Raw genomic sequence first — 25577 nt, forward strand, 5'->3', positions numbered from 1 at the left:
GCTGGGACATGATGCTGCAATCCCCGCGACTGGAGTTTCTTGGTCCGTCCGTGTATGCTGCGACGACACGTGACGGGTACGGCATGTCGATGGTCTCTCGCAAATCTGTTCTCGCGTTGGTGTTCGCTGCTCTCGGCGCCTCAGCCGCCCACGCCCAATCCGGTCCCGTCAAATATTGGCTGCCGGGCTGGCCGGTCGGCTTCAGCGACTCCGGCAGTCTCGAGTCCTACGGCGACTACCCAAGCTTCACGGGGAGCGGCAGGGACAGCGGCTTCTTCGCGCGGAGCTACAGCGTGACGAACAATTGGGCGGCGCTGTCGGGCGTCGGCCTGAGCTCGAACCTCGTCAACCGTTACGGCGGGCTCGGGTCGTACACGACCGAGGGCGCGCAATACGGCTACACCTTCAAGAGCGGCGTCAGCTTCTATGGCGGCTTCGAGACGCTGAAATACAATCCCGGCCTCGGCGGCCCGTTCGCGACGTTCGACGGGCGCTCGACCTCGACGCCGGCCTACGCGATCAATGGCGGCGTCGAGTTCAAGCCGACCTCCAATGTCAGCCTGTCGCTCGGCTTCAGCTACGCCGGCCAGTCGTCCGATCGCGTCGACAGCGACATCAACTCTCCGGCGCTGCCAGGTGCCACGCCGCAGGCCTTCACCAGCGGACGGCGATACTAGGCGCGGCCAGCCTCACCCTCGGTGTCGTCCCGGACAAGCGCGCGTCACGCGCGCGCCCATCCGGGATCCATGACCCCGGGGAGATGTTTGAGGCACTCTGGTTGATCCATCTCGCTCAATCAGAGCCGCCGGCGGTGATGGGTCCCGGCTAAAGGCCGGGACGGCACTGTATGTGAGGCGAGTGGGTGGCAAACCATAAGAAGGCGAACCGCGTCGCCGCGCAGAATCAAGCTACGCCGCCGCTTTCAGCACCTTCACCAGCTCGCGGTGGATGACCTCGTTGCCGCACACCACGTGCCCGGTCGCCAGCGCGTCCTCCTTGCCGTCGATGCCGGACACGGTGCCGCCGGCCTCGCGCACCAGGATCATACCGGCGGCGATGTCCCAGGGCTGCAGGTCGCGCTCCCAATAGGCGTCGAAACGGCCGGCGGCGACGAAGGCGAGGTCGAGCGAGGCGGCGCCGAAGCGGCGGAGCCCTGCGACCTTGACCTGCAGCGAGGTCATCTCGCGCAGGAACAGCTGGTGATCGCCGCGGCCGATATGCGGCAGGCCGCAGGCGATGACGCATTCATGCAGCTGTTTGCGCGCGGCGACGCGCAGCCGCTGGTCGTTGAGGAACGCGCCCTTGCCGCGCTCGGCGATGTAGAGCTCGTCATTGGCGGGATTGTAGATCACGCCGGCGATCACGGTGTCCTCGCGTTGCAGCGCGATCGAGATCGCGAATTGCGGGATGCCGTGCAGGAAATTGGTGGTGCCGTCGAGCGGATCGACGATCCAGGTGTGCGACTTGTCGCTGCCCTCGCGCTTGCCGCCCTCCTCGCCGAGGAAGCCGTAGCCCGGGCGGGCCTTGGAAAGGTCCTCGTAGAGCATCTCCTCGGCCTTCTTGTCGGCGCGCGAGACGAAATTGGCCGGCCCCTTCAGCGACACCTGCAGGTGCTCGATCTCGCCGAGATCGCGCTTGAGGTTGCGGCCGGCGCGGCGCGCGGCCTTGACCATGACGTTGATGAGGGCGGAATGGATCATGAGCTCGATGCGCTGGGCTGACCGCACCTCGCGGTGCGCGCCTTCCCCGGAAGCGGACGAAGGCGGGTGAAATGGCTGGCTGTGGGTGCCCTGCCGGGGCGGCCGCGTCAAGGCCGGATCAGCGGCCGATCACTTGATGGTGCCCAGCCAGTGCTTGGCGGCCTGTTCGCCCTTGGCGCGGTCTTCGGGGGGCATGTCGGCGAATTTCTCGTCGAGCTTGGGATCGCCCTTGCCGGCGGTCTTGGCCACCAGGTGCCATTTGTAGGCCTCGACCTTGTCCATCGGGGTGGCGATTCCATACAGCAGCACCCACGCCAGCCGGTTCTGGGCGACCGGGCTGTTCTGCCGCGCGGCCCGGCGCAGCAGCGCGATGGCCGCGGGCTGGTCCTTCGGCACGCCGGTGCCGTTGAACAGCGCGATGGCGTATTCGACCTCGGCGTCGATATTGTCGGCGATCGCGGCCGCCTTCAGCAATTGCGCGGCCTTTTCGAGGTCTTTCGGCACGCCGGTTCCTTCCTTGTAGAAGGTCGCCAGCGCGTATTGCGCCTCGGCATTGCCGGCATCCGCAGCCAGGCGCAGCAGCTCGGCCGAGCGCCTGAGGTCCTGCGGCAAGGTCTGGCCGTCGAGATAGAGCAGCGCGAGATTGTAGGCCGCCTTGGGCTCGCCGAGCTTGGCGGCGGAGGCCAGCAGCTTGACCGCCTCGAGCTTGTCGACAGGGCCGCCGCGCCCGGCCAGCCGCATCATCGCCAGCGCGAACATCGCCTCGCGGTCGCCGGCCTCGGCGGCCCGCTTGTACCAGATCGCCGCCTTTTCGTAATCGCGGCGGATGCCCTGGGCGTTTTCGTAGAGCTGGCCGAGCATCGCCATGGCCTTGGGATCGCCGGCCTGCGCCCGCGGCGTGGCGAGATCGAACGCGGTCTTGTACTGGCCGCGCTGATAGGCGCCGTAGACCAGGTCGACATTGGGATCATTGGTGGCGGGCGGTGGCGTCGCGGCCGGCGCTGGAGCGGCCGGCTTGGCCGACGGGGCGGGGGCCGGCTTCCTTGCCGCGGACGTTGCCGGCGGCTTGGCCTTCTCGGCCGCCTTCTCCGCCGGCCGTTCGACCGGCTTGGGCTTTTCCGCCGGGGCCGGCTGCAGGGCCGGCGGCGTCAACGAGATCTGCGCGCGTGCGCCCGGCATCGCCATGGCGAGCGCAGCAACGACACATGTCAGGCGCAGGATCGTCATCGGCCGCCGTTCAGCTCTGTCCTGGCGCGTCGGCTGGCGCGGCCGTATGGGCGCTGCGGATCGCGGTGCTGATCTCAGCAAGCGCCGCGGCCGGGCCGCGGGCGTCGTTCCAGACGAGGTCGTCGACCAGCACGAAATCGGCTCCCGCCGCGACGAAGTCCGCGGCCTCCTTGAGCGAGATCGCATAGCCGACGCAGGGCGGCTCGAACAGCTCCGCCCACCAGGCGAGGCGCTCGTTGACAGCATCCGGCGAGGGCCGCCGTCCCTGCGCATCGCGCTCGCCGAACAGCACATAGTCGGCGCCGAGCTCGCCGGCGCGCATCGAATCATGGCGTGTGGACAGGCCGCCGCAGCCGGCGATGCGGTCCGGCTTCAGGCCGGGCAGCGCCTCCTCCAGCGCGGCGATGCCGGTCAGGTGCGCGCCATCGGCGCCGGCGCGGGCGACGATGTCGGGATGGCCGTCGATCAGCAGCGCTGCGCCGGCGCCTTGGATCGCCGGCGCCAGCGTCTTGACCATCGTGATCATGCTGCGCGGATCGCTGTCCTTCAGCCGCACCAGCACCGCAGCGACGTCGGCGCTGGCGAGGATCTCGGGCAGGCCGGCGGCCAGCGCCGCCGCATCGGTCACGACCGGCGTTGCCAGATAGAGGCGCGGCGCGGGCCGCGCGGATGTCGTCTTGCCGGACACTAGGCGGCCTCTTTCTCGATCGCTGCGGTCCACTGGCCGCGGCTGGCAAGCGCGTTCATGCGGGCGCGGTGGGTGAAGGCGCGCTGGCCGGCGGAGATGTTCGCCGCCCTGCCTGCCCATGCCTGCTGCGGCGCCGCCTGCAGCGCGCGGCCGTAGGAGAAGGTCAGCTTCCAGGGCAGCGGTCCGAGCCGGTTCATCGCGTCGAGATGCGCGGTCGCGCTCTCGTCGGATTGTCCGCCGGACAGGAAGGCGATGCCGGGCACCGCCGCAGGCACGCATTCCTTCAACAGTTGGACGGTCCTTTCGGCGACCTCCTGCACCCCGGCCTGGTCCGGCGACTGCTTGCCCGCGACCGCCATGTTGGGCTTCAGGATCATGCCTTCCAACGCGACGCGCTGGATGCGCAATTCACGAAACACCTCGTTCAGCACGCGGCGCGTGACGTCGAAGCAGCGACCGATGTCATGATCGCCGTCCATCAGCACCTCCGGTTCGACAATCGGCACGATGTTCGCTGCCTGGCACAGGGCGGCATAGCGGCCGAGCGCATGCGCGTTGACATGGATCGCTGTCATCGAAGGGATGTTGTCCTTGTCGATATCGATCACGGCCCGCCATTTGGCGAAGCGCGCACCCAGCGCGTAGTACGTCGCCAGCCGATCCGCAAGCCTGTCGAGGCCGACCGTGACCCGCTCGCCGGGGCAGCCGGACAGCGGCTGTGTTCCCTCATCGACCTTGATGCCGGGAATGGCGCCGGCCGCTTCGATCAGCTTCACCAGCGGGGTGCCGTCGGCGGCATGCTGCCGGATGGTTTCGTCATAGAGGATGACGCCGGAGATGAACGACATGCCCTCGCTGCGAAACAGCATCTCGCGATAGTCGCGGCGGTTCTGTTCGGTCGATTCGACCTTGATGGCATCGAAGCGCTTCTTGATCGTCCCGGTGGATTCATCGGCGGCGAGGATGCCCTTGCCCGGTGCAACCATGGCAAGGGCCGTGGTGTTCAGTGCGGAGAGATTCATGCTTGGCTCCAGACGCACCTGCCCTGCCCATCAAAATAGACGGTTCTCGGGCGGATGCCGAGCAAACATTGGCCGCCGGTGAGGCGGACTCTCGAAGAGGTGAAGGGGAGGTTGCTGATCGGAGCAAGCGATCACGTCACCGGTGGTCGGCTTCCCTCCCCCTTGCGGGGAGGGGTTGGGGGTGGGGGTCCACACGCACTGAACTCAGTGAGTTACGCGTTGAGATCGTAAGTGGTGAACGCTGTCGCGCGCACGCGTTCGGCCACTTCAATCGCAAGCGCGATGGTCGATATGCGCCTTCGATCTCATCACTGATAGTACGCCCCGGACCCCCCCGACCCCTCCCCGCAAGGGGGAGGGGAGCTTACCGCCGTTGCGGCGGCTGCTGGGGTCGAGAAGCTCAACGCAGCGGGGCGGCAGCTGCCTCACGCCACCTTCGGAGCCAGCTCGCCCTTGGCGTAGCGCTTGGCCATCTCGGCCGTGGTCAGCACGCGCTTGATCTTGGAGGCCTGGCCGGCGGTGTTGAACTCCTGCAGGCGCTGCTTGCACAGCTTGGCCATCGCCTCCATCGCCGGCTTCAGGTACTTGCGCGGATCGAATTCCTCCGGGTGCTCCGACAGAACTTTCCGGATCTGGCCGGTCATCGCCATGCGGTTGTCGGTGTCGATGTTGATCTTGCGCACGCCGTTCTTGATGCCGCGCTGAATCTCGCTGACCGGCACGCCCCAGGTCGGCTTCATCCTGCCGCCATAGGCGTTGATGATCTCCTGCAGGTCCTGCGGCACCGAGGACGAGCCGTGCATCACGAGATGCGTGTTCGGCAGCTTGCGATGGATCTCCTCGATCACGTTCATGGCGAGGATGTCGCCGTCGGGCTTGCGCGTGAATTTGTAGGCGCCGTGCGAGGTGCCCATCGCGATCGCGAGCGCGTCGACCTGGGTCTCACGCACGAACTTCACGGCCTCGTCCGGGTTGGTCAGCAGCTGGTCGTGCGACAGCTTGCCTTCGGCACCGTGGCCGTCCTCCTTGTCGCCCATGCCGGTCTCGAGCGAGCCGAGCACGCCGAGCTCACCCTCGACCGAGATGCCGCCGAGATGCGCCATGGTGGCGACCGTCTTGGTGACGCCGACATTGTAGTCCCAGTCAGCCGGCGTCTTGCCGTCGGCCTTCAGTGATCCGTCCATCATCACCGAGGTGAAGCCGGACTGGATCGCGGTCATGCAGGTGTCGGGACCGTTGCCATGGTCGAGATGCACGCACACCGGAATGTGCGGATAGATCTCGGTGACCGCGTCCATCATGTGCTTGAGCATGACGTCGTTGGCATAGGAGCGGGCGCCGCGCGAGGCCTGGATGATCACCGGAGCGTCGACCGCATTGGCCGCCTCCATGATCGCCAGTGCCTGCTCCATGTTGTTGATGTTGAAGGCCGGGACGCCGTAGTCATTTTCCGCCGCGTGGTCGAGCAATTGACGCAACGTGATACGAGCCATGGCTGGAACTCCCTGATTAAGAATTGGACCGTGCGGCAGGATGCGCACGTGTCGAAACTGCTGCACCGTGCATAACGCGGTGGTCGGGAGATTCCAAGGGTTGCGGGCGACGCAGGCCACCAGACCGCGCTATCAGCGGCCATTCATAGGTTATCAGCCAAATCCGTCGCAACGGACAGCACGTAAGAGCTGGCTCAGCTCTTCCTCGCTTCGAGAGCCGCGATGCGCTCTTCGACCTCGGTGACACGCTCGTCGAAGTCGCTGGCGGCCGCGCGCATCATGACCAGCATGCCGGCGGAATCACGCCGCTGCTTGCGGATCAAGGTTTCCAAGCTATCGAGCCGCGTCTCGGTCGATTGTCTGAACTGTCCAAACTCCGATCGGAACGCAGCAATGCTCTCCTGAATCTTGATCAGGATCGAGTGCACGGCGTCTGTCGGAGTGTCAGCCATGAATGGAACATAACAGAAACATCCATGGCCGACAAGCTCTGAGGATCAGGCCTTCAGCACTTCCACGCCCGGCAGCGGCTTGCCTTCCATCCATTCCAGGAAGGCGCCGCCGGCGGTCGAGACGTAGCTGAAGTCGGCGGCCACGCCGGCCTGGTTGAGGGCCGCGACGGTATCGCCGCCGCCGGCCACCGAGACCAGCTTCTTGGTCTTGGTGCGTTCCGCTGCGTGCTTGGCGGCGACCATCGTGCCGCGGTCGAACGGCGTCAGCTCGAAGGCGCCGAGCGGACCGTTCCAGACCAGCGTCGCGGCATCGTCGATCGCGGCATGGATGCGTGCGGTCGATTGCGGGCCGACATCGAGGATCATGCTGTCCGGCGGGATCGCGTCGAGGCCATAGGCGAAGGACGGCGAGTTGGCTGCGAAGTGATAGGAGACGGTCGCGTCCACCGGCAGGATGATGGCGCAGTTCGAGGCTTCCGCCTTCTCCATGATCCTGAGCGCGGTCGCTGCCAGATCCTTCTCGGCCAGGGACTTGCCGATCTGCACGCCCTGGGCATGCAGGAAGGTGTTGGCCATGCCGCCGCCGATCACCAGCGCATCGACCTTGGTGACGAGGTTCTCCAACAGGTCGATCTTGGTCGAGACCTTGGCGCCGCCGACGATCGCGATCACCGGCTTGGCCGGGCGGCCCAGCGCCTTGTCGAGCGCGTCGAGCTCGGCCTGCATGGTGCGGCCGGCATAGGCCGGCAGCTTGTGGCCGAGGCCCTCGGTCGAGGCATGGGCGCGGTGCGCGGCGGAGAAGGCGTCGTTGACCCAGATGTCGCCGAGCTTGGCGAGCTCGGCCACGAAGGCCGGATCGTTCTTCTCTTCCTCTTTGTGGAAGCGCGTGTTCTCCAGGCACAGCACGTCGCCGTCCTTCATTGCGGCGATGGCGGTCGCCGCCGGCTCGCCGATGCAGTCGTCGGCAAAGGCGACCGGGCGCTTGATCACTTGCGAGAGCGCGGCGGCGACCGGCTTCAGCGAGTCCTTGGCGTCGCGGCCCTTCGGCCGGCCGAAATGCGCGAGCAGGATGACCTTGCCGCCCTTGGTGGCGAGCTCATTGATGGTCGGCGCGACGCGCTCCAGGCGCGTGGCGTCGGTGACGTGGCCATTCTCCATGGGCACGTTGAGATCGACGCGCAGCAGCACGCGCTTGCTCTTCGGATCGACGTCGTCGAGGGTGCGGAATTGTTTCATGCGGTGCCTCCCAGGCGTCATGCCCGGCCTTGTGCCGGGCATCCACGTCGTCCTTCTATGGGCGTAAAACGCGGATGGCCGGGACAAGCCCGGCCATGACAGTCAATTTTGTTAGAGCAGCTTGCCCATCGCGACGGCGGTGTCGGCCATGCGGTTGGAGAAGCCCCACTCGTTGTCGTACCAGGACATCACGCGCACGAGGTTGCCGTTCATGACCTTGGTCTGGTCCATGTGGAACGTCGAGGAGTGCGGATCGTGGTTGAAGTCGATCGAGACGTTCGGCGAATTGGTGTAGCCGAGCACGCCCTTGAGCTCCTGCTCGGCGGCACGCTTGATCGCCTCGTTGATCTCCTTCGGATCGGTGTTGCGCTTGGCGACGATCTTGAGATCGACCACCGAGACGTTCGGCGTCGGCACGCGGATCGCGACGCCGTCGAGCTTGCCCTTCAGCTCGGGCAGCACCAGGCCGATCGCCTTGGCGGCGCCGGTCGAGGTCGGGATCATCGACATCGCCGCCGCGCGGCCGCGATAGAGATCCTTGTGCATGGTGTCGAGCGTCGGCTGGTCGCCGGTGTAGGCGTGGATCGTGGTCATGAAGCCGGTCTCGATGCCGACCGTATCGTTCAGCACCTTGGCGACCGGCGCCAGGCAGTTAGTGGTGCAGGAGCCGTTGGAGACGACCAGATGATCCCTCGTCAGCGTGGTGTGGTTGACGCCGTAGACGATGGTGGCGTCGGCGCCGTCGGCCGGGGCCGAGACCAGCACGCGCTTGGCGCCGGCGGTCAGGTGCGCGGAGGCCTTGTCCTTGGAGGTGAAGATGCCGGTGCATTCCAGCGCGATGTCGACGCCGAGATCCTTCCACGGCAGCTTCGACGGATCACGCTCGGCGGTGACCTTGATCTTGCCCTGGCCGATATCGATCGTGTCGCCGTCGACGGTCACGGTGTGCGGGAAGCGGCCATGCACGCTGTCGAAGCGCAGCAGGTGGGCGTTGGTCTCGACCGGGCCGAGATCGTTGATGCCGACCACCACGATGTCCTTGCGGCCCGATTCCGCGATGGCGCGCAGAACGTTGCGGCCGATGCGGCCAAACCCGTTGATCCCGACCCGGACTGCCATTTTCGTCTCCTTCAATGACGTTTATCGTTCAATGACGTTTCTCGTCCCTCGTAGCCGGCCCCTGGCAAGGGCTCTACGAGGGTTTGGACCTGTTGACGCCCGGTTCTGCCGGGCGGGAGCGGACGATATGGCCCTTTCGTAGTCCTTTTTTTGCGCTCGCTCAACCGTCGCGAATCAGGGATCCGCCAGCGCGGCTGTCCGGTCGCTCAGACGTGATGGACGGCCGCGCGGGGGACCGAAGGCCTTACGCCAGCCGCTGTACGGCGGCCTCGACAGCCGCCTCGGCGGTGATGCCGAAATGCTTGTAGAGCTCCTTGGCCGGGCCGCTCTCGCCGAACGAATGCATGCCGATGAAGATGCCATCCTGGCCGATCACCGCGTCCCAGCCCCAGCGCACCGCGGCCTCGATGGCGATCTTGACCGGCGCCTTGCCGATGATCGCGGCCCGGGTCTCGGCCGGCTGCTCCAGCAGCAGCTCGAGCGACGGCACCGAGACGACGCGGGCTGGGATGCCACGCTCGGCGAGCTGCTTCTGCGCGGCGACCGCGATCTCGACCTCCGAGCCGGTGGCGAACAGCGACACCTTGGCTTCGCCTTGCGCCGCGACCAGCTCATAGCCGCCGCGGCCGCAGGGATTGTCCGCCGGCGCGGACGTGCGCAGTTGCGGCAGGTTCTGCCGCGTCAGCGCCAGCACGGTCGGGCCGTTGGTGCGGTTCAGCGCCAGCTCCCAGCACTCGGCGGTCTCGACCGCGTCGGCCGGGCGGAAGACGCGCATGTTCGGGATCGCGCGCAGCGCGGCGAGATGCTCGACCGGCTGATGCGTCGGGCCGTCCTCGCCGAGGCCGATGGAGTCGTGGGTCAGCACGTAGACGACGCCGGCGCCCATCAGCGCCGACAGGCGCATTGCGCCGCGCGCGTAGTCCGAGAACACCAGGAAGGTGGCGCCGTTCGGCGCGAAGCCGCCATGCAGGAAGATGCCGTTCATGCACGCCGCCATGCCGTGCTCACGGATGCCGTAATGGATGAAGCGGCCTTTCGGCGTCTTGGCCGAGAACGAGGTCGCGGACTTCGCCTTGTTGTTATTGGAGCCGGTGAGGTCGGCCGAGCCCGCCACGAACTCGAACGGCATCGCTGCGGCGATCACCTCGATCGCGGCCTCCGAGGACTTGCGGGTGGCGACGTTGAGCGGGGTCTCCAGCAGCGCCTTCTTGTGGTCCTTCAGCGCCTTCGCCAGCGACGCCGGGCGCTCGTGGCGCAGCCGGCGCTCGAACTCGGCGCGCTTGCGCGGGCCCATCTCGCCGAGCCGGGTCTCCCACTCCGTGCGCGCAGCCGCGCCGCGGCGGCCGGCCTCGCGCCAGGCGGCGAGCACGTCGTCGGGCACCGAGAACGGCTCCTGCGAAATGCCGAGCTTCTCCTTGGCGCCCTTCAGCTCTTCTGCTCCCAGCGCCTCGCCATGCACCTTGGAGGTGCCGGCCTTGGTCGGCGCGCCATAGCCGATCGTGGTCTTGCAGGCGATCAGCGACGGCTTCGACGACTTCTGCGCCCGTGCGATCGCGGCGGCAATCGCCTCGGGATCATGGCCGTCGATCAGCTCGGCGGCCCAGCCGGCAGACTTGAAGCGCTTCACCTGGTCGACCGAGTCGGCGATCGACAGCGGGCCGTCGATCGAGATGCCGTTGTCGTCCCACAGCACGATCAGCTTGTTGAGCTTCCAGTGCCCGGCCATCGCGATCGCTTCCTGGGAGATGCCCTCCATCAGGTCGCCGTCGGAGGCCAGCACATAGGTGTGATGGTCGACGATCTTCTTGCCGTATTCCGCCTGCAGCATCTTCTCGGCCAGCGCCATGCCGACCGCGGTGGAGATGCCCTGGCCGAGCGGGCCGGTGGTGGTCTCGATGCCCTTGGTGCGGAAATTCTCCGGATGGCCGGGGGTGAGCGAATCGACCTGGCGGAAGCGCTTGATCTGGTCGAGCGTCATCTCCTCGTTGCCGGTCAGATACAGCAGCGCGTAGAGCAGCATCGAGCCGTGGCCGGCCGACAGCACGAAGCGGTCGCGGTCCGGCCAGGCGGGCGCCGCGGCATCGAATTTCAGCACGCGGGTGAACAGCACGGTGGCGACGTCGGCGGCGCCCATCGGCAGGCCGGGATGGCCCGATTTCGCCTTTTCGACGGCATCCATTGCGAGCGCGCGGATGGCGTTGGCCATGCGGGAATGATCGACCTGCGTCATGCTGGAATCCGTCCAAACGTGAAATGCTGATGACAGGGACGCCGCCGGTATTGCTGGCGGGCCGGGATTTTGCGGGCTGATTAGCACCTCGGTTCCGGGAATCAAAGGCAATGCAACGTCCCGGACGTCCCAAAAGTTGCTTAGTAGTGCATAGTTTCGGCCGAGCGTTGCGCTTGGCTCGCCCAGCACGTAAGATTTTGCCCGTAACCGCTTGCCGGACAGCGCTTTTGTCGCGTCCCGCTTGCTCCGAGGGCCTCGCATCCGCGCCATGAACGATCACCCTGCCAATCTTGCCGGCCAGGTGGAACCCGGCGCCGCCGATCTCGAGGCGGCGACGCGGCGACTGATGACGGCCCTCGACGCGCTGGAGAGCGCGGTCGAGCGGCGGCGTGAGGCGGATCGTGACGAGGACGAGCTGGCGACGCGCATCCAGGCGCTCGGCGCCGACCGCTCGCGTCTCGCCGACGAGCTCGACGGCTCCCTGATGAAGACGCGCCGGCTCGAGCGCACCAATCGCGAGATCGCCGAACGTCTGGACACCGCGATCGGCACCATCCGCGCCGTGCTCGCTGGCGGCGACGGGCAGGACGCCGCTGAAGACGATGAGGACGAAGAATGAGCCACATCAACGTCACCATCAACGGCCGCCAATATCGCATGGCGTGCGAGGAGGGCCAGGAGCTCAGGCTGCTGAAACTCGCGGAGAGTCTGGAATCGCGCATCACCAATCTGCGCGGCAAGTTCGGCGAGATCGGCGACGCCCGCCTGACCGTGATGGCTGCGCTCACCGTGTGCGATGAGCTGATCGACGCCAATCAGCGCGTGCAGATGCTGGAGCAGGAGTTGGAAGGCCTGCGCAACGTGCGCAACCAGGCGAGCGACCGCGCCCGCGCCACGCAAGTCGCGGTGGCCAAGGCGCTGAACGCCGCCGCCGAGCGCATCGAGCGCACCACGCAGGTGCTCAACCGGACCATCGGTGGCGGGGTGGCGATCGGATAGGGCGGAACTAACAAGTCAGTCCTAGTGCAGTCAACGTGGACCGCCTCATTTCGCGGTGCTTATGAGTGTGCCCTCGCCCCTTGTGGGAGAGGGCATGTATGACAGTGCGGCGAGCGCGGTTGGGTGAGGGGTCTCTCGCGGCGAGCGTTGTTCGTGGAGAGAAACCCCTCACCCAACCGCGTGCGTGGATAGGCCGGCGATGCCCTCTCCCACAACGGGCGAGGGCGCTGTATCTGAGAGCACGCTCTTCCTTCGCAGCCTCACTCACGCTCGCGCGAGTTGCGCCTCGATGGCGGCCTTGTCGATCACCGACCATACTTCCGCGATCCTGCCGTCGCGGAATGCGTAGAACACGTTCTCCGTGAAGGCGACCCGCCGGCCGTTGACCGGCAGCCCGAGGAACGCGCCACGCGGCGTGCAGTCGAACTCCAGCCGACTTGCGACGCGAGGCGGCTCTGACAGCAGCAGGCCGATGTTGAAGCGAAGGTCGGGGATATCGGCGAAGTTTCCCACCAGCATATCGCGATAGCCGTTGAGCCCGAGCTGCCGGCCGTTGTGAACGACGTGGTCGTGCACGAAATCGCCGAGCACCGGCCATGCCTGCGCATTCAGGCACACGATGTAGGCGCGATAGTGATTGGCGAGCTCGGGTCCGGTCATGGCGCTGCGTCCGTTCGAGACGAGAGCAGGCAACCTCTCGCAGCGGCAACGGTTCCGAACAGGGATCAAAGACCTTCTATGATCAATGCGATGGTTTCCAACGGCAATGCCGCACCTACTGCGCCGATGACCAGACCGACGAGGCCGAGGACGACGGCACCGATCCAGCCGCCCGAATGAAAGCCGACGGTTGCACCGACGAAGGCTCCCGTCGCAAGCGTACAGATGGCCCAGAGCGTGTGAAGGATGAGTCCGATCGTCCTCAGCATGCGTGATATCGCCTGTCAGCGGTCTCACCCGTCCCCTTCCGATGGGTCGCGCGGATACGCCATTAAGCGGCAGCGAAGCCGATCACGTCATCGCGATGTGTTCGTGTTGCGAGCGCTTGTCGTTCTTTCCCATGTCCTCTACCCATTGGTCAGGCGGAGCGATCGAATCCCGCGAGACAAGCGGGATCATCCGCGCATCAGGGAGGTGCCCATGAAGACGCTGCTCAAGGCGGCCGTAGCCACAGCCTTCACCATGATCATCACGCAGCTCGCCGCCGCGCCCCTGCCGGAGGCCAAGCCCGACGAGGTCGGCTTCTCGCAAGCTGGCCTGGCGCGCATGGATGACTTCTTCGCCCGCGAGATCGCCGCCAAGCGCGTGCCAGGCGCAGTGGTGGCGATCGCGCGTGACGGCAAGCTCGTGCACTACAAGGCCTACGGCCAGCTCGATCCGGTGAAGGGCACGCCGATGCCGCTCGACGCGATCTTCGCCCTGGCCTCGATGACCAAGCCGATGACCGCGGTGGCGGGGCTGACGCTGATGGAGCAGGGGCGACTGCCGTTGCAGGCCAGGCTCGCCGACTACTATCCGGCCTTCGCCGACATGAAGGTCGGCGTCACCCAGGAGAACGGCGCGCTGCTGCTGGTGCCGCAGGCCCGCCCCATCCTGATCCACGATCTCTACCGCCACACTTCGGGCCTGATGTATGGCGGCCGGCCGGACAGCTCGAGCCCGGTGGCGCGGCTCTATCCCGACGGCACCGCGCCTGCGATCGAGGGCGACACCCAGGCCTTCATCGAGCGCATCACCAAGCTGCCGCTGGCGCACCAGCCTGGCACGCAGTTCGAATACGGCTTCTCCATCGACGTGCTCGGCGCGGTGATCGAGAAGGTCTCAGAGCAGCGGCTCGGCGAATATCTGTCAGCCAATGTCTGGAAGCCGCTCGGCATGGTCGATGCGACCTTCGCGCCGACCGACGCACAACGCCCGCGCCTGGCGCATCCGTTTCCGAACAATCCGCTGACCGGCAAGCCGCAGGCGATCAAGCTCTTGGATACGCCGACGAAGTCGGACTGCGGCGGCGCCTGCTCGTTCGCCACCATCGGCGACTACGTCCGCTTCGGCCAGATGCTGCTCAATGGCGGCGAGCTCGATGGCGCGCGCATCCTGAGTCCGAAGACGGTGCACCACATGACCTCCAACCATCTCGGGCCCGAAATCAAGAACACCGTCGCCAATGTCGAGCCGCATCGCGCCGGCTTCAGCTTCGGGCTCGGCGTCGCGGTGCGCGTCAGCGAGGGCCTCTCGGCCGTGCCCGGCAATCCCGGCGAGTTCAGCTGGAACGGCGCCTATGGCACGCAGTTCTTCTGCGACCCGAAGGAGCGCCTCGTCGTGGTGGTCGGCACCGCGGCGCCCGGCGACCTGCGCAAATATTATCGCGAGCAGGTGCAGGACATCGTGTACGGCGCGATGGTGAGGTAAGATAGCGCATGCTGACAATCCATCATCTAGGGAAGTCCCAATCCGAGCGCATCGTCTGGCTCTGCGAGGAGCTGGCGATCCCATACGAGCTGAAATGCTACACGCGCGACGCCAGGACGGTCCTGGCGCCCGCGGAGTACAAGGCGCTGCACCCGATCGGCGCCGCGCCGGTCATTACCGACGGCGATCTGGTGCTCGCCGAATCCGGCGCCGTTGTCGACTACATCATCTCCAAATACGGCCAGGGCCGGCTGCGGCCAGGCCCCGATGATCCGAACTTCGCGCCATTCCTCTACTGGTTCCACTTCGCCAACGGCACCTTGCAGGCGGCGATGGGCCGGCTGATGATCCTCAACCGTCTCGATCTGCCCGACGACAATCCCATGCTCGGCGCGATGCGGGCGCGGGTCGATCGCGCCTTCGCGGCCGTCGAGGCGCGCTGCGGCGAGGCGGACTATCTGGCGGGGCCGGCGCTCACCACCGCCGACATCATGACCGTGTTCTCGCTGACGACGATGCGCTACTTCCTGCCTTACGATCTCAGCCCCTTCCCCAACATCCGCGCCTATCTGTCACGCATCGCCGCCCGCCCGGCCTATCAGCGGGCGATGGAGAAGGGCGATCCGGGGATGAAGTTGTTGTTGAGTTGATTGCAAGAAGTTTGCGCGATCGCTCACGCGGCTGGCTCGGTGTACCTCGCCCCGCTTGCGGGGAGAGGTCGGATTGCATCGCCAGATGCAATCCGGGTCAGGGGGTACAGGTCTCACCAAGGACGCTCCCTGCGCGTCTGCCCCAACTCACACTTCCCGTGTGGCGGCCCCTCACCCCAGCCCTCTCCCCGTAAGAACGGGGAGAGGGAGCCGACTGCCCGAGCCGCTATTGGCGGTCCCCCTCATCTCTGCCGCTTGCGGCTCCAGTCCAGGAACGAGCGGTACAGCTCCTCTTTCTCCGCCTTCGAGGTCGGCGCCTTGGCCTGCGATTCGAGGAACGCCTCGAAGCGGTCCTGTTGCGAGAGACTGCCGGTCGCGGTGGGGGGCAGGCCGACATTGGCCTCCTTCTTCATCCGCTCCAGCACGGCGTCGACATACGGATAGCGTTGCCAGCCCGGCACCTGGGCCTCGAGATTGAGATCCTTCCAGCCCGGATGGAACGGCGGCTGCTGCAGCCGTGCGAGGTTGGTGAACAGCGTATCCACGAAGCGGTCGACGCGGTCGGCGCGATCGCTGCCCGGCTTCCAGTTGTAGACGGCCAGCACCGACGGCACGGCGATGGTTTCCACGGCGGTGTCAGGTGCGACAAGCCCTGGATAGGTGTCGGCCTTGATGCTGGTCGGATAGTAGAAATCCGAGAACTGCTGCGTATACGGCACCGGCACGAAGTGGAATCCTGGATCCGCCTTCTTGCCGCTGAACAGTTCGCCGGGCTTGGAGGCGACATAGACCATCGCGGCGATCTCGCCCTTGTGCAGCTTCTCCAGCGCGACGGGGCCACCGACCGCGACCGGCTCGATGTCGATGCCGAGGCGCCGGAAGATCAGCGGGCCGGTGTGGGCAGCGGCGACGCCCGCCGTGCCCACCGCGACCTTCTGGCCCTTCAGATCCTGCAGCGTCTTGAACTCGTCGCGCGCATAGATGTGCACGTCGGAGATGAAGAAGCGCAGCACGTAGCGGATGCGGTCGTTGATGTTGGAAAGACCGGCCTGCCTGGCGTAGAAGTCGAAGGCGTCGGCATAGGTGATCGCGACGTCGACGCCGCGCAGATAGAGCAGGTCGGCGATATTCGAGGTGGTGCCGCGCGTCACCATCGGGATCAGGCGCATGTTGTCGCCGTCGTCCATGGTCCGCGCCATCTCGCTGGCGAAGCGCACGAAGCCACCGTCGGGCAGGCCGGCGGCCAGGCCGACGGTCCATTGGTTCATGCGCGTCTTGATGGCGGCTTCGTCCGAGGCGCTCCGTGGCTCGGGCGCGCGGGTCTCGGAGACCCGAGGCTCGACGGCCCGCCGTTCCGACGCGCGCGCAGGCTTGATCGAGAGCGGAGCGGCGGACTGCCCTTGCGCAAGCACCGCGCCGACGGGGGTGAGCAAGGCAGCCGAAAGCGTTGCCAGCGCCAGCAGCGCCGGACGGGCGAGTACTCTGTGCATGTGACTAGTCCCCGATCGTCCGCTCGCCATTCCCCCGAGCAGACCGATGATACGGCTCAATCCAAGGTCGTATCTCAATGAGCCTTAAAGCGGGCAGTTTTGGGGCAAAAACTACCTAAGGTTTCAGATAGCTCCAGCCGCCCTCCTGTAGCTCCATCAGCCTCACTGCGCCCGAGGGCACCAGGCTCGCCTGGGAGACGATCTCAATCGGATGTCCTTCGCGTTTCTCCATGCCGCGCTTGGTGATGCCGCAGGCGGAGAACTTGATCTTGGCGGGAAAGCTGAGCTCGGCGATCTGCTTAAGCCGGTCCTTCACCGGCGAGGTATCTTCGCGCAGCATGTTCAGGCCGGGGCCATAAGTGACGAGCTCGATCTCGACCTCCTCGCCCTTCTCCTTGAACGTCTCCATGATGTTGGTGGCGTTGTTCAGCGCCAGATTCATGATCGCCGGATCGTTCTGATCGACCTGGATCGCGACGCGATGCATCTTGACGTCGGCGGCGAGGCCCGCTCCAGCCGACACAATCAGCAGCGCGCACGCGGCCGTGACAGTTGTGAGATTGAAGCGCATGCCAGGACTCCAACGTACGATACGGGGCATTCGGATGTGGGCACGATCTGCCACAACTTCAGCTTCCAGTCGATGGGCCTGAATCGTGGCAAGACTATGCGCTGCCGACGCGGCGCTGCCGCGGGAGCGCCGTCATCGCCACGGCGTCATTGCGAGCGCAGTGGCGAAGCAATCCAGGCTGCAACTGCGGAGAGATCCTGAATTGCCTCGGCGCAAAGCGCGCGAGGCCGGGACGACGGCGGAATGTTAGGGCGGCGGCACGTGAGCAGATGCACGCGGTGGACTGCACGACGGGCAAGCCGCGCATGTCGATCATGCGCAAACTGCCCGTCGCGTTACGATGTCGCAGGCTACGTCGCTTGCCGTGTCGGGCAAATCAGGCGGATGCTTCCGCTCGTCCTGCTGCCGCATGAGGGGCGTGTCGCGACCGTCACGAGACGTTGGCAGTGGGATGCGATGGGCGTGGATTGCCGCAGCGTGAGTTGATCGCGCGGACGAACGGCGATGCACGTACGGTCAAGTCGCGTGGTCCTGACACCCCGATGCTGGTGTTACCTTTGCGACGACGCTTGAGGCGTCGCGCAGAGCATGGTGGCCAACAAGCCCGGCGCACCAGGGAGATCGCGAAGCAGCCGTTCCAACCGTCGCGCAGGGAAGGCCGGGTGTTTCCGGCTGCACCTGTGGTACCTGCCGCCTGCATTTTTTGAGCAGGCGGGCCACGGGCGTCAGCCGACGCCCGGCCTTCCCTGTGCCCTCTGTTCACGGAGGGCGATCGAAGTTCAACAGCTCGGACGCTACGCGCCGCGAGGAGTCGAAGCCATGGCCGACGCCGAATCCACCGTGATCTGCACTGGAATGAAAGGCCCCGCGGCAATCGGCTCAGCAGGGATCAGCCCGGCTGCCGCCACCCCACCGCTGTCGTCGCGCGCGCAGGCGGGCGATCCAGTACGCCGCGGCCTCTCGGCTGAGCCACTGCCGTCACGGCGTACTAGGGCGCCCGGCCCCTTCTTCGCCTGCGGCTTCGACGCGGCCACGGGCACGCAGGGCGCGCTTGAGCTTCAGCGAAGGCGGCAAGCCGAGCGACGACACCGAGGATGGGCGACGGCGTCCCGTCCCAATCCGTCGGCACCGCTGGCAAAATCACCCCGCCATGGTTACATTGCGCCGGCGAGGCTGCGACGCGCGTCCGGAACCAACATATCCCCGGGGCCTTATCGATCCTTTAGGGAACTGTCCCTGGCCAGGTCCGTGGACCTGGACATATGGTGCCCACCTACTTTCGTAGGGAACTCCGGGATCGAGCGTTTCAACGGCGATTGCGGCTTCGCGCTTGTCTCTCTCCTCTTTGTATCTCTCCTCTGCCCCTTCGATTGCCGACCTGCTGCGTTTCTGAGAACGTTGGAGTGCCCGCGTCCGCGCGCTCTTGACGGAGGTCCCGCCGCATGCCGATGAAGGCCGTCCAGCACACCAAGCAGCAGCTGCGGGCTGCAGCCCTGGCCGCGCGCGATGCGCTGAGCGACGAGGCGCGCAGCGCCGCGGCGGAGGCCATCGCGGTGCGAGGGCTGCCCTTCGCGCTGGAGCCGGGCCAGGTGGTCTCGGGCTATGCGCCGATTCGCAACGAGCTCGATCCGGTGCCGCTGATGCGCGTGCTGGCGACGAAGGGCGCGCGGCTGGCGCTGCCGGTCATCCTGGCGCGCGGCCATTCGCTCTCTTTCCGGGCGTGGTCGCCGGGCGATCGGCTGACATTGGGCTCGCTCGGCATCCCCGAGCCGTCGCCGGTCGCGGCCGAGCTGGTGCCGGACGTGATGCTGGTCCCGCTCGCCGCCTTCGACCGCACCGGCCATCGCATCGGCTATGGCGGCGGCTACTACGACTACACCTTTTCGCACTTGCGGAAGACACATCATCTCATCGGCGTCGGCCTCGGCTTTGCCGTGCAGGAAACCGAGGCCGTCCCGGCCTTGGCCCACGACGCGGCGCTGGATTATGTGCTAACCGAGCGCGAGACCTTGGATTTCCGGAGCAATTGAGTTGCGAATTCTCTTCGTCGGCGACGTCGTCGGCCGGGCCGGCCGGAGCGCCGTCTCGGACCACCTTCCGGGCTTGATCCGCGATTGGGCGCTCGATCTCGTCATCATCAATGGCGAGAACGCGGCCGGCGGGTTCGGCATCACCGAGGCGATCTATCAGGAGCTGGTCGATGCCGGCGCCGACGCGGTCACGCTCGGCAACCACTCCTGGGACCAGCGCGAGGCGCTGGTGTTCATCGAGCGCGCGCCGCGCCTGGTGCGTCCCGCGAACTATCCGGCGGGCACGCCCGGCCGTGGCGCCGCGCTGATCGATGCCAAGAACGGCGCCCGCGCGCTGGTGGTCAACGTGCTCGGGCGCGTGTTCATGACGCCGTTCGATGATCCGTTCGCGGCATTGGGGCGCGAGCTCGGCGCCTGCCCGCTGCGCCAGGCGGCGGATGCTGTTGTGGTCGACGTGCATTGCGAGGCCTCCAGCGAGAAGCAGGGCATGGGCTATTTCTGCGACGGCCGCGCCAGCCTCGTCGTTGGCACCCATACGCATGTGCCAACGGCCGATCACCAGATCCTGCCCGGCGGCACCGCCTACATGACCGATGCCGGCATGACCGGCGATTACGATTCCATCATCGGCATGCAGAAGGACGAGCCGTTGCGGCGCTTCCAGTCGGGCATCCCGTCGGCGCGGTTCGAGCCGGCGACGGGCGAGGCGACGTTGAGCGGGGTGGCGGTCGAGACCGACAACGGCACCGGGCTTGCGATCAAGGTCGCGCCGGTGCGGATCGGCGGCCGGCTGTCGCAGACGAGGCCGGCGTTCTGGGGAGGATGAGAGCCTGCGTCAGGCCTTGAGGCGAAAGCCCATCCGGAACGCGCCCCAATGCCGCCCCTTGATGACGATCGGCGCGGACAGGTCCTTCATCAGCACGAACTGCCCGCCGCCCATGTCGCGGCGGTAGGTCTGGAGCAGAAACGGCTTGTTGCTGGCGGCGGCGACCTTCTTCACCGCGCGGTCGTCGAACAGCCGGCGGTTGCGGCAGTTGGCGTTGTTCCAGACCGGATCGGGCCCCTGCGGCCTGCGGTAGTTCGGATTGTGCGTCGGCAGATAGCCGCCGCGCGCCCAGGCGACGCAGAACACGATGCGCGGGTCGCTGCCCTGGATCGGGTCCTGGATCGCGGGCAGCACGCGGTCGGTGAACTCGACGTAGCGCGTCATGTACTGCTTGGGATTGGTGCCGGGGATCTCGCGATAGGTCTCGTCCATCAGGTCGGCGAGCGTGATCTCGCCGCGATCGATCGCCGCCTCGAAGGTCGCCGAGATCTGCCGGGCGGTGTCGACGACGGTCTTGATCAGCGGCGCGTCCGTGGTCTGTACGCCGCTTTCGGCGATCAGCCCGATCAGCGCCTCGGAATGATCGAGCAGCTTGGCGATGCGGCTGTCGGCCTGTTTGAGCTCGACCGAGGACTGGTCGACGCCCTTGGCGAGCTCGTTGAGCTCGCTGATCACGGCGTCGCAATGCGCGAGGTTGGAGGTCGCGGCCTTCGCCACGCCGTCGATCTCCTGGCCGACGCTGGTGAAGCCGTCCTGGACGCGGACGATGATGCCGCCGATCTGCTGGGCGCCTTCACCCGCTGTCTTGGCGCGCGACGAGGCCTGGCCGCTCTCGCCGAGCAGGCTCTTCACCTGCGAGTCGAGCCCACGCAGGGTATCGCCGATCTCCTGGGTGGCCTGCCGCGTCGCCTCGGCGAGCGACTTCACCTCGCTCGCGACGACGGCAAAGCCGCGGCCGGCGCTGCCGGCGCGCGCGGCCTCGATGGTGGCGTTCAGCGCCAGCAGGTTGGTCTGCTTGGCGATCGCCTCGATCGCCACCGAGACCTTGGCGACCTGCGACAGCGCATCGCCGACCGAGCCGAGCCGCTGCTCGATGCGCTCGACGGACTCGACCAGTTCGGCGATGTGCCGCACCGCGGTGTCGACCACGTTGCGCGACTGGGTGATGTCGCCGACCGCGGCGGTCGTGGCCGATTGCACCGCCTGCGAGGCGGTGGCGATGTCGTGATTGGCCGCGACCATGGTCTTGGCTGTGGCCTGCAGATGCCCGAACCGCTGCGACTGGTAGCTGACGCGGTTGGCGACCTCCTGGACGTTGCCGGCGACGTCGGCGAGCTCGACGCCGAGGCCCCCGATGCGGTCGGCGATCTCGTCGATCAGCCGCTCGGCGCCGGTGCGCGCGTCGTGACTTTCCAGAATGGCGCGTTGCGCGACCGACATGTCCAGACTCCCGGGCTTGAAAGGATCAGAAAATCACCGCGCGGCTCACAATTTATAGGCGGTGCGGAAGCCGCCCCAGTGCCGGCCGCGAACCCGGATCGGCACGTCGATTTCGCGCATCATGACGGTGTTGCCGTTGCCCATGTCGCGCGCGTAGCTCTGAATCAGATAAGGTCGCTGGTTGCGGCCGGCCGCGAGCCCGGCCGGATCGTTGAAGATGCGGCGGTTGCGGCTGTTGGCGGTGTTGAAGGCGACATCGCCAGGCCGCTGCGGATGCGAATAGATCTTGTTGTGCACCGGCAGATAGCCGTTGCGGTCGATCGCGACGCAGAACGCCAAGCGCTGATCCTTGGCCAGGAAGGCCTCCTGGAACGCAGGCAGCGCGCGCTCGGCCCAGTCGAGGATCCGGCTGCGATGCTGCTGCGGATTGGTGCCGGGGATCTCGACATAGTTGGTGTCGAACATGTCCTCGATCGTGACCTCGCCGCGCGCGACGGCGCTCTCGAACATCCGGTTCAGCTCGGTGCCGGCTTCCATGGCGCGGGTGACGAACTCGTTGTTCTCCTCGTGCAGCGCCCAGAGCTTGTCCTCGATCTTCTCGCGCAGTTCGGCACTTGGCGCATCGAACCGCGCCTGGGCGCCGGCCTTGACCTGCTCGGTGACGCGCAGGCGGCACGGACCGACGTCCTCCAGCACGGCGTCGAGACGCTCGTTCACGGGCAGGCGGCTGGCATCTGGGCCGGTGATCAGAAGGCCGTCGTTGGAAATCTCATAGACCGGCGCATCGATCGTACGTGCGCCCGACTTGATCTCGAGCTTGAGGTGACAGGGCAGACGCTCGCTGCCGCTGCGCACGGGCCGATCGCCCTGCCGCAGCAGCACGGCGCAGCGCGCCTTCAGCTTCTGGGCGTACATGGTCACGGCGCGCCCGGCGTTCGTGACGCGCTCGCCATAGCTCTCGGCCTGCTGGGTGGCGCTGCCGATGTCGGCGGCGCTGTCGACCACCGAGGATATGAACTGCGAGGCCTGGGCCGCATTGTTCGACATCTCGCCGGTGGTCTGGTTCTGTTCGGCGACGGCGCCGTTGACGTTGGTGAAGACGGGGCGGATCGCCTCGATCGCCTGGGCGATGCGGTGGACGGCGTCGGCCGAGCCGGCGGCGTCCTTCTGCAGTGCCTCGATCTTGCGCGTGATCTCCTCGGTCGCGTTCTGGGTCTGCACGGCGAGGGCCTTGACCTCGGTCGCGACCACCGCGAAGCCGCGGCCGGCCTCGCCGGCGCGGGCGGCCTCGATGGTCGAGTTGAGCGCGAGCAGGGTGGTCTGGCGCGCGATCTGGGAGATCAGGTTGACGACGTTGCCGATCGCCGCCGAGGATTCGCGCAGGCGGTCGACGTTGGCCTGGGCTTCCGTGGCGGCGGCGCTGGCCTGGTCGGCGAGCTGGCCGGCGTCCTGGACCTGGGCACGGATACCGTGGGCGGACTGGGTCACCTTCTCCGCGGCGTGGGCGAACGTCGCCGCCGTTCCTTGCGCGGCGCTGCTGCGCCCGCTCAGCGCATCGGCGCGCTGGCGAATGTCCGTCAGCGTCCCCGCCGTCGCCTCGGCGCCGCTGGCGACCGCATCGGCGGCGCGCTCGAGCTGACGAATCATGCCGCCGAGTTCCAGCTCCAGCAGGTCGAGGATGGCCTTGGCCGAATCGGCATCCGACGACGTCGGCGGCTCCGGCGCGGCCACCGGGTTCGGTTCGGCTGCCGGATCGGGCGCAGAGGGTCGTCTTGCAAGGAAACCAAACGCCATGGGGTGGGCCCCGGTGCGGGTGAAAAGGTGCAGAGGGGCGGGATCGTTGCACTTGACTGTGAAGCCATGGTTAACATTGGCTTATGCTGCAGGGCACCCGGCCGGCTTCCCGAAGGGGGCAGCCACCGCAGAATCCACCTCAAATCTTTGATTTTGCCGATTCCCGGCCTATAAGGCCGCGCTTCCCCCATTGATCCCCTACGATTGCAAGAGACCTCGCATGGCCGGCCATTCCCAATTCAAGAACATCATGCATCGCAAGGGCCGGCAGGATGCGATGAAGTCCAAGCTGTTCGGCAAGCTGGCGCGCGAAATCACCGTCGCCGCCAAGCTCGGCACGCCCGACCCGGCGATGAACCCGCGGCTGCGCGCCGCCGTGGTCGCCGCCCGGGCCGAGAACATGCCCAAGGACAATATCGAGCGGGCCATCAAGAAGGCGCTCGGCGGCGAGGGCGACAATTATGCCGAGATCCGCTACGAGGGCTATGGCCCGGGCGGCGTCGCCGTCATCGTCGAGGCGCTGACCGACAACCGCAACCGCGCCGCCTCCGACATTCGCTCCTATTTCACCAAGTCCGGCGGCAATCTCGGCGAAACGGGTTCGGTCTCGTTCATGTTCGACCGCGTCGGGATCATCGAGTTCGACCGCAGCGTCGCCTCTGACGACGCGGTGCTGGACGCCGCGATCGAGGCCGGCGCGGATGACGTGATCTCGGGCGAGGGCGGCCACGAGGTCTATGCCTCGCCGGACAGTTTCCACGAAGTCGCCAAGAACCTCGAGGCCAAGTTCGGCGAGCCGCGCAAGGCGGCGTTGACCTGGAAGCCGCAGAACACGGTGGCGGTCGACGACGAGACCGGCGAGAAGCTGTTGAAGCTGATGGACCTCCTGAACGAGCACGACGACGTCCAGAACGTCTACGCCAATTTCGAGATCTCGGACGCGCTGATGGCGAAGATGGGCGGTTGACGGACGGTTAACTACGCCGTTCGTGCGTTCCGTTTATGTTTCCATCGGTGCGGCGCGAGGCTATCTCTAACCCATGAAAGCCCAGCCGATTCGCGCAGCCGTCCGCATCATCGGGATCGATCCTGGCCTCCGCCGCACCGGCTGGGGCGTGATCGAGAGCGAGGGCAACCGGCTGATCTATGTCGGCTGCGGCTCGGTCGAGCCGCCCGACGACCTGCCGCTGGCGAACAGACTTCTCGCCATCCACGAGGGTCTCGCCAAGGTCCTGAATGACTTCCAGCCGCTGGAGGCCGCGGTCGAGCAGACCTTCGTCAACAAGGACGGCGTCGCCACCCTGAAGCTCGGCCAGGCTCGCGGCATCGCGATGCTGGCGCCAGCGATGTTCGGAATTTCGGTCGCCGAATACGCCCCCAACCAGGTCAAGAAGACCGTGGTCGGCGCCGGGCACGCCGACAAGGGCCAGATCGCGGTGATGCTGAAGATCCTGCTGCCGAAGGCCGAGCCGCCGTCGGCCGACGCGGCGGACGCGCTCGCGATTGCGATCACCCATGCCCATCACCGCCAGGGCCAGGCGCTGCGCATGAAGGTGGCCGGGCTATGATCGGCAAGCTGAAGGGGCTGATCGACTCCTATGCCGAGGACTTCGTCATCCTCGATGTCGGCGGCGTCGGCTACCAGGTGCACTGCTCGGCGCGCACGCTGCAGGCCTTGCCGTCGCCGGGTGAAGCCGCCACATTGTCGATCGAGACCTATGTGCGCGAGGACCAGATCAAGCTGTTCGGTTTTCGCTCGGATGTCGAACGGGAATGGTTTCGCCTTTTGCAGACCGTGCAGGGCGTCGGCGCCAAGGTCGCGCTCGCCGTCCTCGGCACTCTGCCGCCGGCCGATCTCGCCAACGCGATCGCGCTGCGCGACAAGGCCGCGGTGGCGCGCACGCCGGGCGTCGGTCCGAAGGTCGCCGAGCGCATCGTGACCGAGCTGAAGGACAAGGCGCCGGCGTTCGCCGATGTCGATCCCGGCGTGGTGCGGCTGTCCGGCGCGATCGAGGAGTCCCGCGCGCCGCAGCCGATTGCGGACGCGATTTCGGCGCTCATCAATCTCGGCTACGGCCAGCCGCAGGCGGCCGCCGCCATCGCCGCCGCCTCGCGTACGGCCGGCGACAAGGCCGAGACCGCCCAACTCATCCGCCTCGGCCTCAAGGAGCTGGCGAAGTAGGTCGCCGCACCGGGCGAGC

The 25577-nt window shown here is 66.7% G+C and carries 25 protein-coding genes and 1 other RNA gene; 11 read left to right on the forward strand and 15 right to left on the reverse strand.

Features of this window, described 5'->3' with window-relative positions; translation table 11 throughout:
• Positions 1-83: 83 nt before the first annotated feature.
• Positions 84-677 (forward strand): hypothetical protein, encoded by a 594-nt coding sequence (locus QX010_RS02230; RefSeq protein WP_316177319.1) that lies wholly within the window; start codon positions 84-86, stop codon positions 675-677.
• 231 nt (positions 678-908) lie between these two features.
• On the opposite strand, the gene QX010_RS02235 is transcribed toward QX010_RS02230, so the two are convergent.
• The 9 genes from QX010_RS02235 to tkt form a co-directional block, all read right to left on the reverse strand.
• A complete protein-coding gene (locus tag QX010_RS02235; protein WP_315804776.1) occupies positions 909-1700 on the reverse strand; it encodes an inositol monophosphatase family protein in 792 nt (263 codons plus the stop codon).
• Between the two features lie 129 nt (positions 1701-1829).
• On the reverse strand, positions 1830-2927 hold the full coding sequence (locus QX010_RS02240) for a tetratricopeptide repeat protein (RefSeq protein WP_316177321.1): 1098 nt from the start codon (positions 2925-2927) through the stop codon (positions 1830-1832).
• 10 nt (positions 2928-2937) lie between these two features.
• A complete protein-coding gene (locus QX010_RS02245) occupies positions 2938-3615 on the reverse strand; it encodes a thiamine phosphate synthase (RefSeq protein ID WP_316177323.1) in 678 nt (225 codons plus the stop codon).
• Positions 3615-4637, reverse strand: a complete 1023-nt coding sequence (locus QX010_RS02250; RefSeq protein WP_316177325.1) for a class I fructose-bisphosphate aldolase — start codon at positions 4635-4637, stop codon at positions 3615-3617. The genes QX010_RS02245 and QX010_RS02250 overlap by 1 nt, the downstream gene beginning before the upstream one ends.
• Positions 4638-5062: 425 nt before the next feature.
• Complete coding sequence (fba, locus tag QX010_RS02255; RefSeq protein ID WP_315804780.1) at positions 5063-6130, reverse strand: class II fructose-bisphosphate aldolase; 1068 nt, start codon at positions 6128-6130, stop codon at positions 5063-5065.
• Positions 6131-6324: 194 nt separating this feature from the next.
• Positions 6325-6582, reverse strand: coding sequence for a hypothetical protein (locus QX010_RS02260; RefSeq protein ID WP_315804781.1), 258 nt, complete (start codon positions 6580-6582; stop codon positions 6325-6327).
• Between the two features lie 45 nt (positions 6583-6627).
• Complete coding sequence (locus tag QX010_RS02265) at positions 6628-7818, reverse strand: phosphoglycerate kinase (RefSeq protein WP_316177327.1); 1191 nt, start codon at positions 7816-7818, stop codon at positions 6628-6630.
• Positions 7819-7929: 111 nt separating this feature from the next.
• Entirely contained in the window at positions 7930-8937 is a 1008-nt protein-coding gene (gene gap / locus QX010_RS02270; protein WP_316177329.1) for a type I glyceraldehyde-3-phosphate dehydrogenase, read from the reverse strand.
• Between the two features lie 244 nt (positions 8938-9181).
• A complete protein-coding gene (tkt, locus tag QX010_RS02275) occupies positions 9182-11167 on the reverse strand; it encodes a transketolase (protein WP_316177330.1) in 1986 nt (661 codons plus the stop codon).
• Positions 11168-11435: 268 nt separating this feature from the next.
• On the opposite strand from tkt, the gene QX010_RS02280 reads away from it, so the two are divergent.
• Positions 11436-11786 carry a DUF4164 domain-containing protein gene (locus QX010_RS02280; protein WP_316177332.1) on the forward strand — a complete coding sequence of 117 codons (351 nt, stop codon included), beginning with the start codon at positions 11436-11438 and terminating at the stop codon, positions 11784-11786.
• On the forward strand, positions 11783-12166 hold the full coding sequence (locus QX010_RS02285; RefSeq protein WP_315804786.1) for a cell division protein ZapA: 384 nt from the start codon (positions 11783-11785) through the stop codon (positions 12164-12166). The genes QX010_RS02280 and QX010_RS02285 overlap by 4 nt, the downstream gene beginning before the upstream one ends.
• A gap of 264 nt (positions 12167-12430) precedes the next feature.
• Here the strand turns inward: QX010_RS02285 and QX010_RS02290 are convergent, their stop codons facing one another.
• Positions 12431-12826, reverse strand: coding sequence for an ester cyclase (locus tag QX010_RS02290; protein WP_316177335.1), 396 nt, complete (start codon positions 12824-12826; stop codon positions 12431-12433).
• Positions 12827-12891: 65 nt separating this feature from the next.
• A complete protein-coding gene (locus QX010_RS02295; RefSeq protein ID WP_316177337.1) occupies positions 12892-13095 on the reverse strand; it encodes a hypothetical protein in 204 nt (67 codons plus the stop codon).
• Between the two features lie 211 nt (positions 13096-13306).
• Here QX010_RS02295 and QX010_RS02300 point away from each other — a divergent pair, with 211 nt between their 5' ends.
• Positions 13307-14575, forward strand: coding sequence for a serine hydrolase domain-containing protein (locus QX010_RS02300; RefSeq protein WP_316177339.1), 1269 nt, complete (start codon positions 13307-13309; stop codon positions 14573-14575).
• A gap of 8 nt (positions 14576-14583) precedes the next feature.
• Complete coding sequence (locus QX010_RS02305; RefSeq protein ID WP_316177340.1) at positions 14584-15225, forward strand: glutathione S-transferase; 642 nt, start codon at positions 14584-14586, stop codon at positions 15223-15225.
• A 242-nt stretch (positions 15226-15467) separates the two neighbouring features.
• Here QX010_RS02305 and QX010_RS02310 read toward each other — a convergent pair whose 3' ends face one another.
• Both QX010_RS02310 and QX010_RS02315 read right to left on the reverse strand, forming a co-directional pair.
• Complete coding sequence (locus tag QX010_RS02310; protein WP_316177342.1) at positions 15468-16715, reverse strand: TAXI family TRAP transporter solute-binding subunit; 1248 nt, start codon at positions 16713-16715, stop codon at positions 15468-15470.
• 115 nt (positions 16716-16830) lie between these two features.
• On the reverse strand, positions 16831-17286 hold the full coding sequence (locus QX010_RS02315) for a DsrE family protein (protein WP_316177344.1): 456 nt from the start codon (positions 17284-17286) through the stop codon (positions 16831-16833).
• A gap of 1167 nt (positions 17287-18453) precedes the next feature.
• Between QX010_RS02315 and ssrS the strand changes: the two genes are divergently transcribed.
• The 3 genes from ssrS (at position 18454) to QX010_RS02330 (ending at position 20142) form a co-directional block, all read left to right on the forward strand.
• Positions 18454-18615: non-coding RNA, 6S RNA (gene ssrS / locus QX010_RS02320), on the forward strand.
• Between the two features lie 119 nt (positions 18616-18734).
• On the forward strand, positions 18735-19316 hold the full coding sequence (locus tag QX010_RS02325; RefSeq protein ID WP_316177659.1) for a 5-formyltetrahydrofolate cyclo-ligase: 582 nt from the start codon (positions 18735-18737) through the stop codon (positions 19314-19316).
• A gap of 1 nt (position 19317) precedes the next feature.
• Positions 19318-20142: a TIGR00282 family metallophosphoesterase gene (locus QX010_RS02330; protein ID WP_316177346.1), complete on the forward strand. Its 825-nt coding sequence runs from the start codon at positions 19318-19320 to the stop codon at positions 20140-20142.
• Positions 20143-20151: 9 nt separating this feature from the next.
• Here the strand turns inward: QX010_RS02330 and QX010_RS02335 are convergent, their stop codons facing one another.
• Positions 20152-21582, reverse strand: a complete 1431-nt coding sequence (locus QX010_RS02335; protein ID WP_316177348.1) for a methyl-accepting chemotaxis protein — start codon at positions 21580-21582, stop codon at positions 20152-20154.
• Positions 21583-21627: 45 nt separating this feature from the next.
• Positions 21628-23376 carry a methyl-accepting chemotaxis protein gene (locus QX010_RS02340; RefSeq protein ID WP_316177349.1) on the reverse strand — a complete coding sequence of 583 codons (1749 nt, stop codon included), beginning with the start codon at positions 23374-23376 and terminating at the stop codon, positions 21628-21630.
• A 220-nt stretch (positions 23377-23596) separates the two neighbouring features.
• On the opposite strand from QX010_RS02340, the gene QX010_RS02345 reads away from it, so the two are divergent.
• The 3 genes from QX010_RS02345 to ruvA all read left to right on the forward strand — a co-directional run bounded on the left by QX010_RS02345 (position 23597) and on the right by ruvA (position 25558).
• The gene (locus QX010_RS02345; protein ID WP_315804796.1) at positions 23597-24343 is read left to right on the forward strand and encodes a YebC/PmpR family DNA-binding transcriptional regulator; all 747 of its coding nucleotides are present in this window, start codon (positions 23597-23599) and stop codon (positions 24341-24343) included.
• Between the two features lie 73 nt (positions 24344-24416).
• Positions 24417-24944, forward strand: coding sequence for a crossover junction endodeoxyribonuclease RuvC (gene ruvC / locus QX010_RS02350; RefSeq protein WP_012046730.1), 528 nt, complete (start codon positions 24417-24419; stop codon positions 24942-24944).
• Positions 24941-25558 carry a Holliday junction branch migration protein RuvA gene (gene ruvA / locus QX010_RS02355; RefSeq protein WP_315804797.1) on the forward strand — a complete coding sequence of 206 codons (618 nt, stop codon included), beginning with the start codon at positions 24941-24943 and terminating at the stop codon, positions 25556-25558. Before ruvC ends, ruvA begins: the two co-directional genes overlap by 4 nt.
• Positions 25559-25577: the final 19 nt, after the last annotated feature.

The organism is Bradyrhizobium sp. SZCCHNRI1009 (assembly GCF_032487575.1).
In the GTDB taxonomy this organism is placed as follows: domain Bacteria; phylum Pseudomonadota; class Alphaproteobacteria; order Rhizobiales; family Xanthobacteraceae; genus Bradyrhizobium.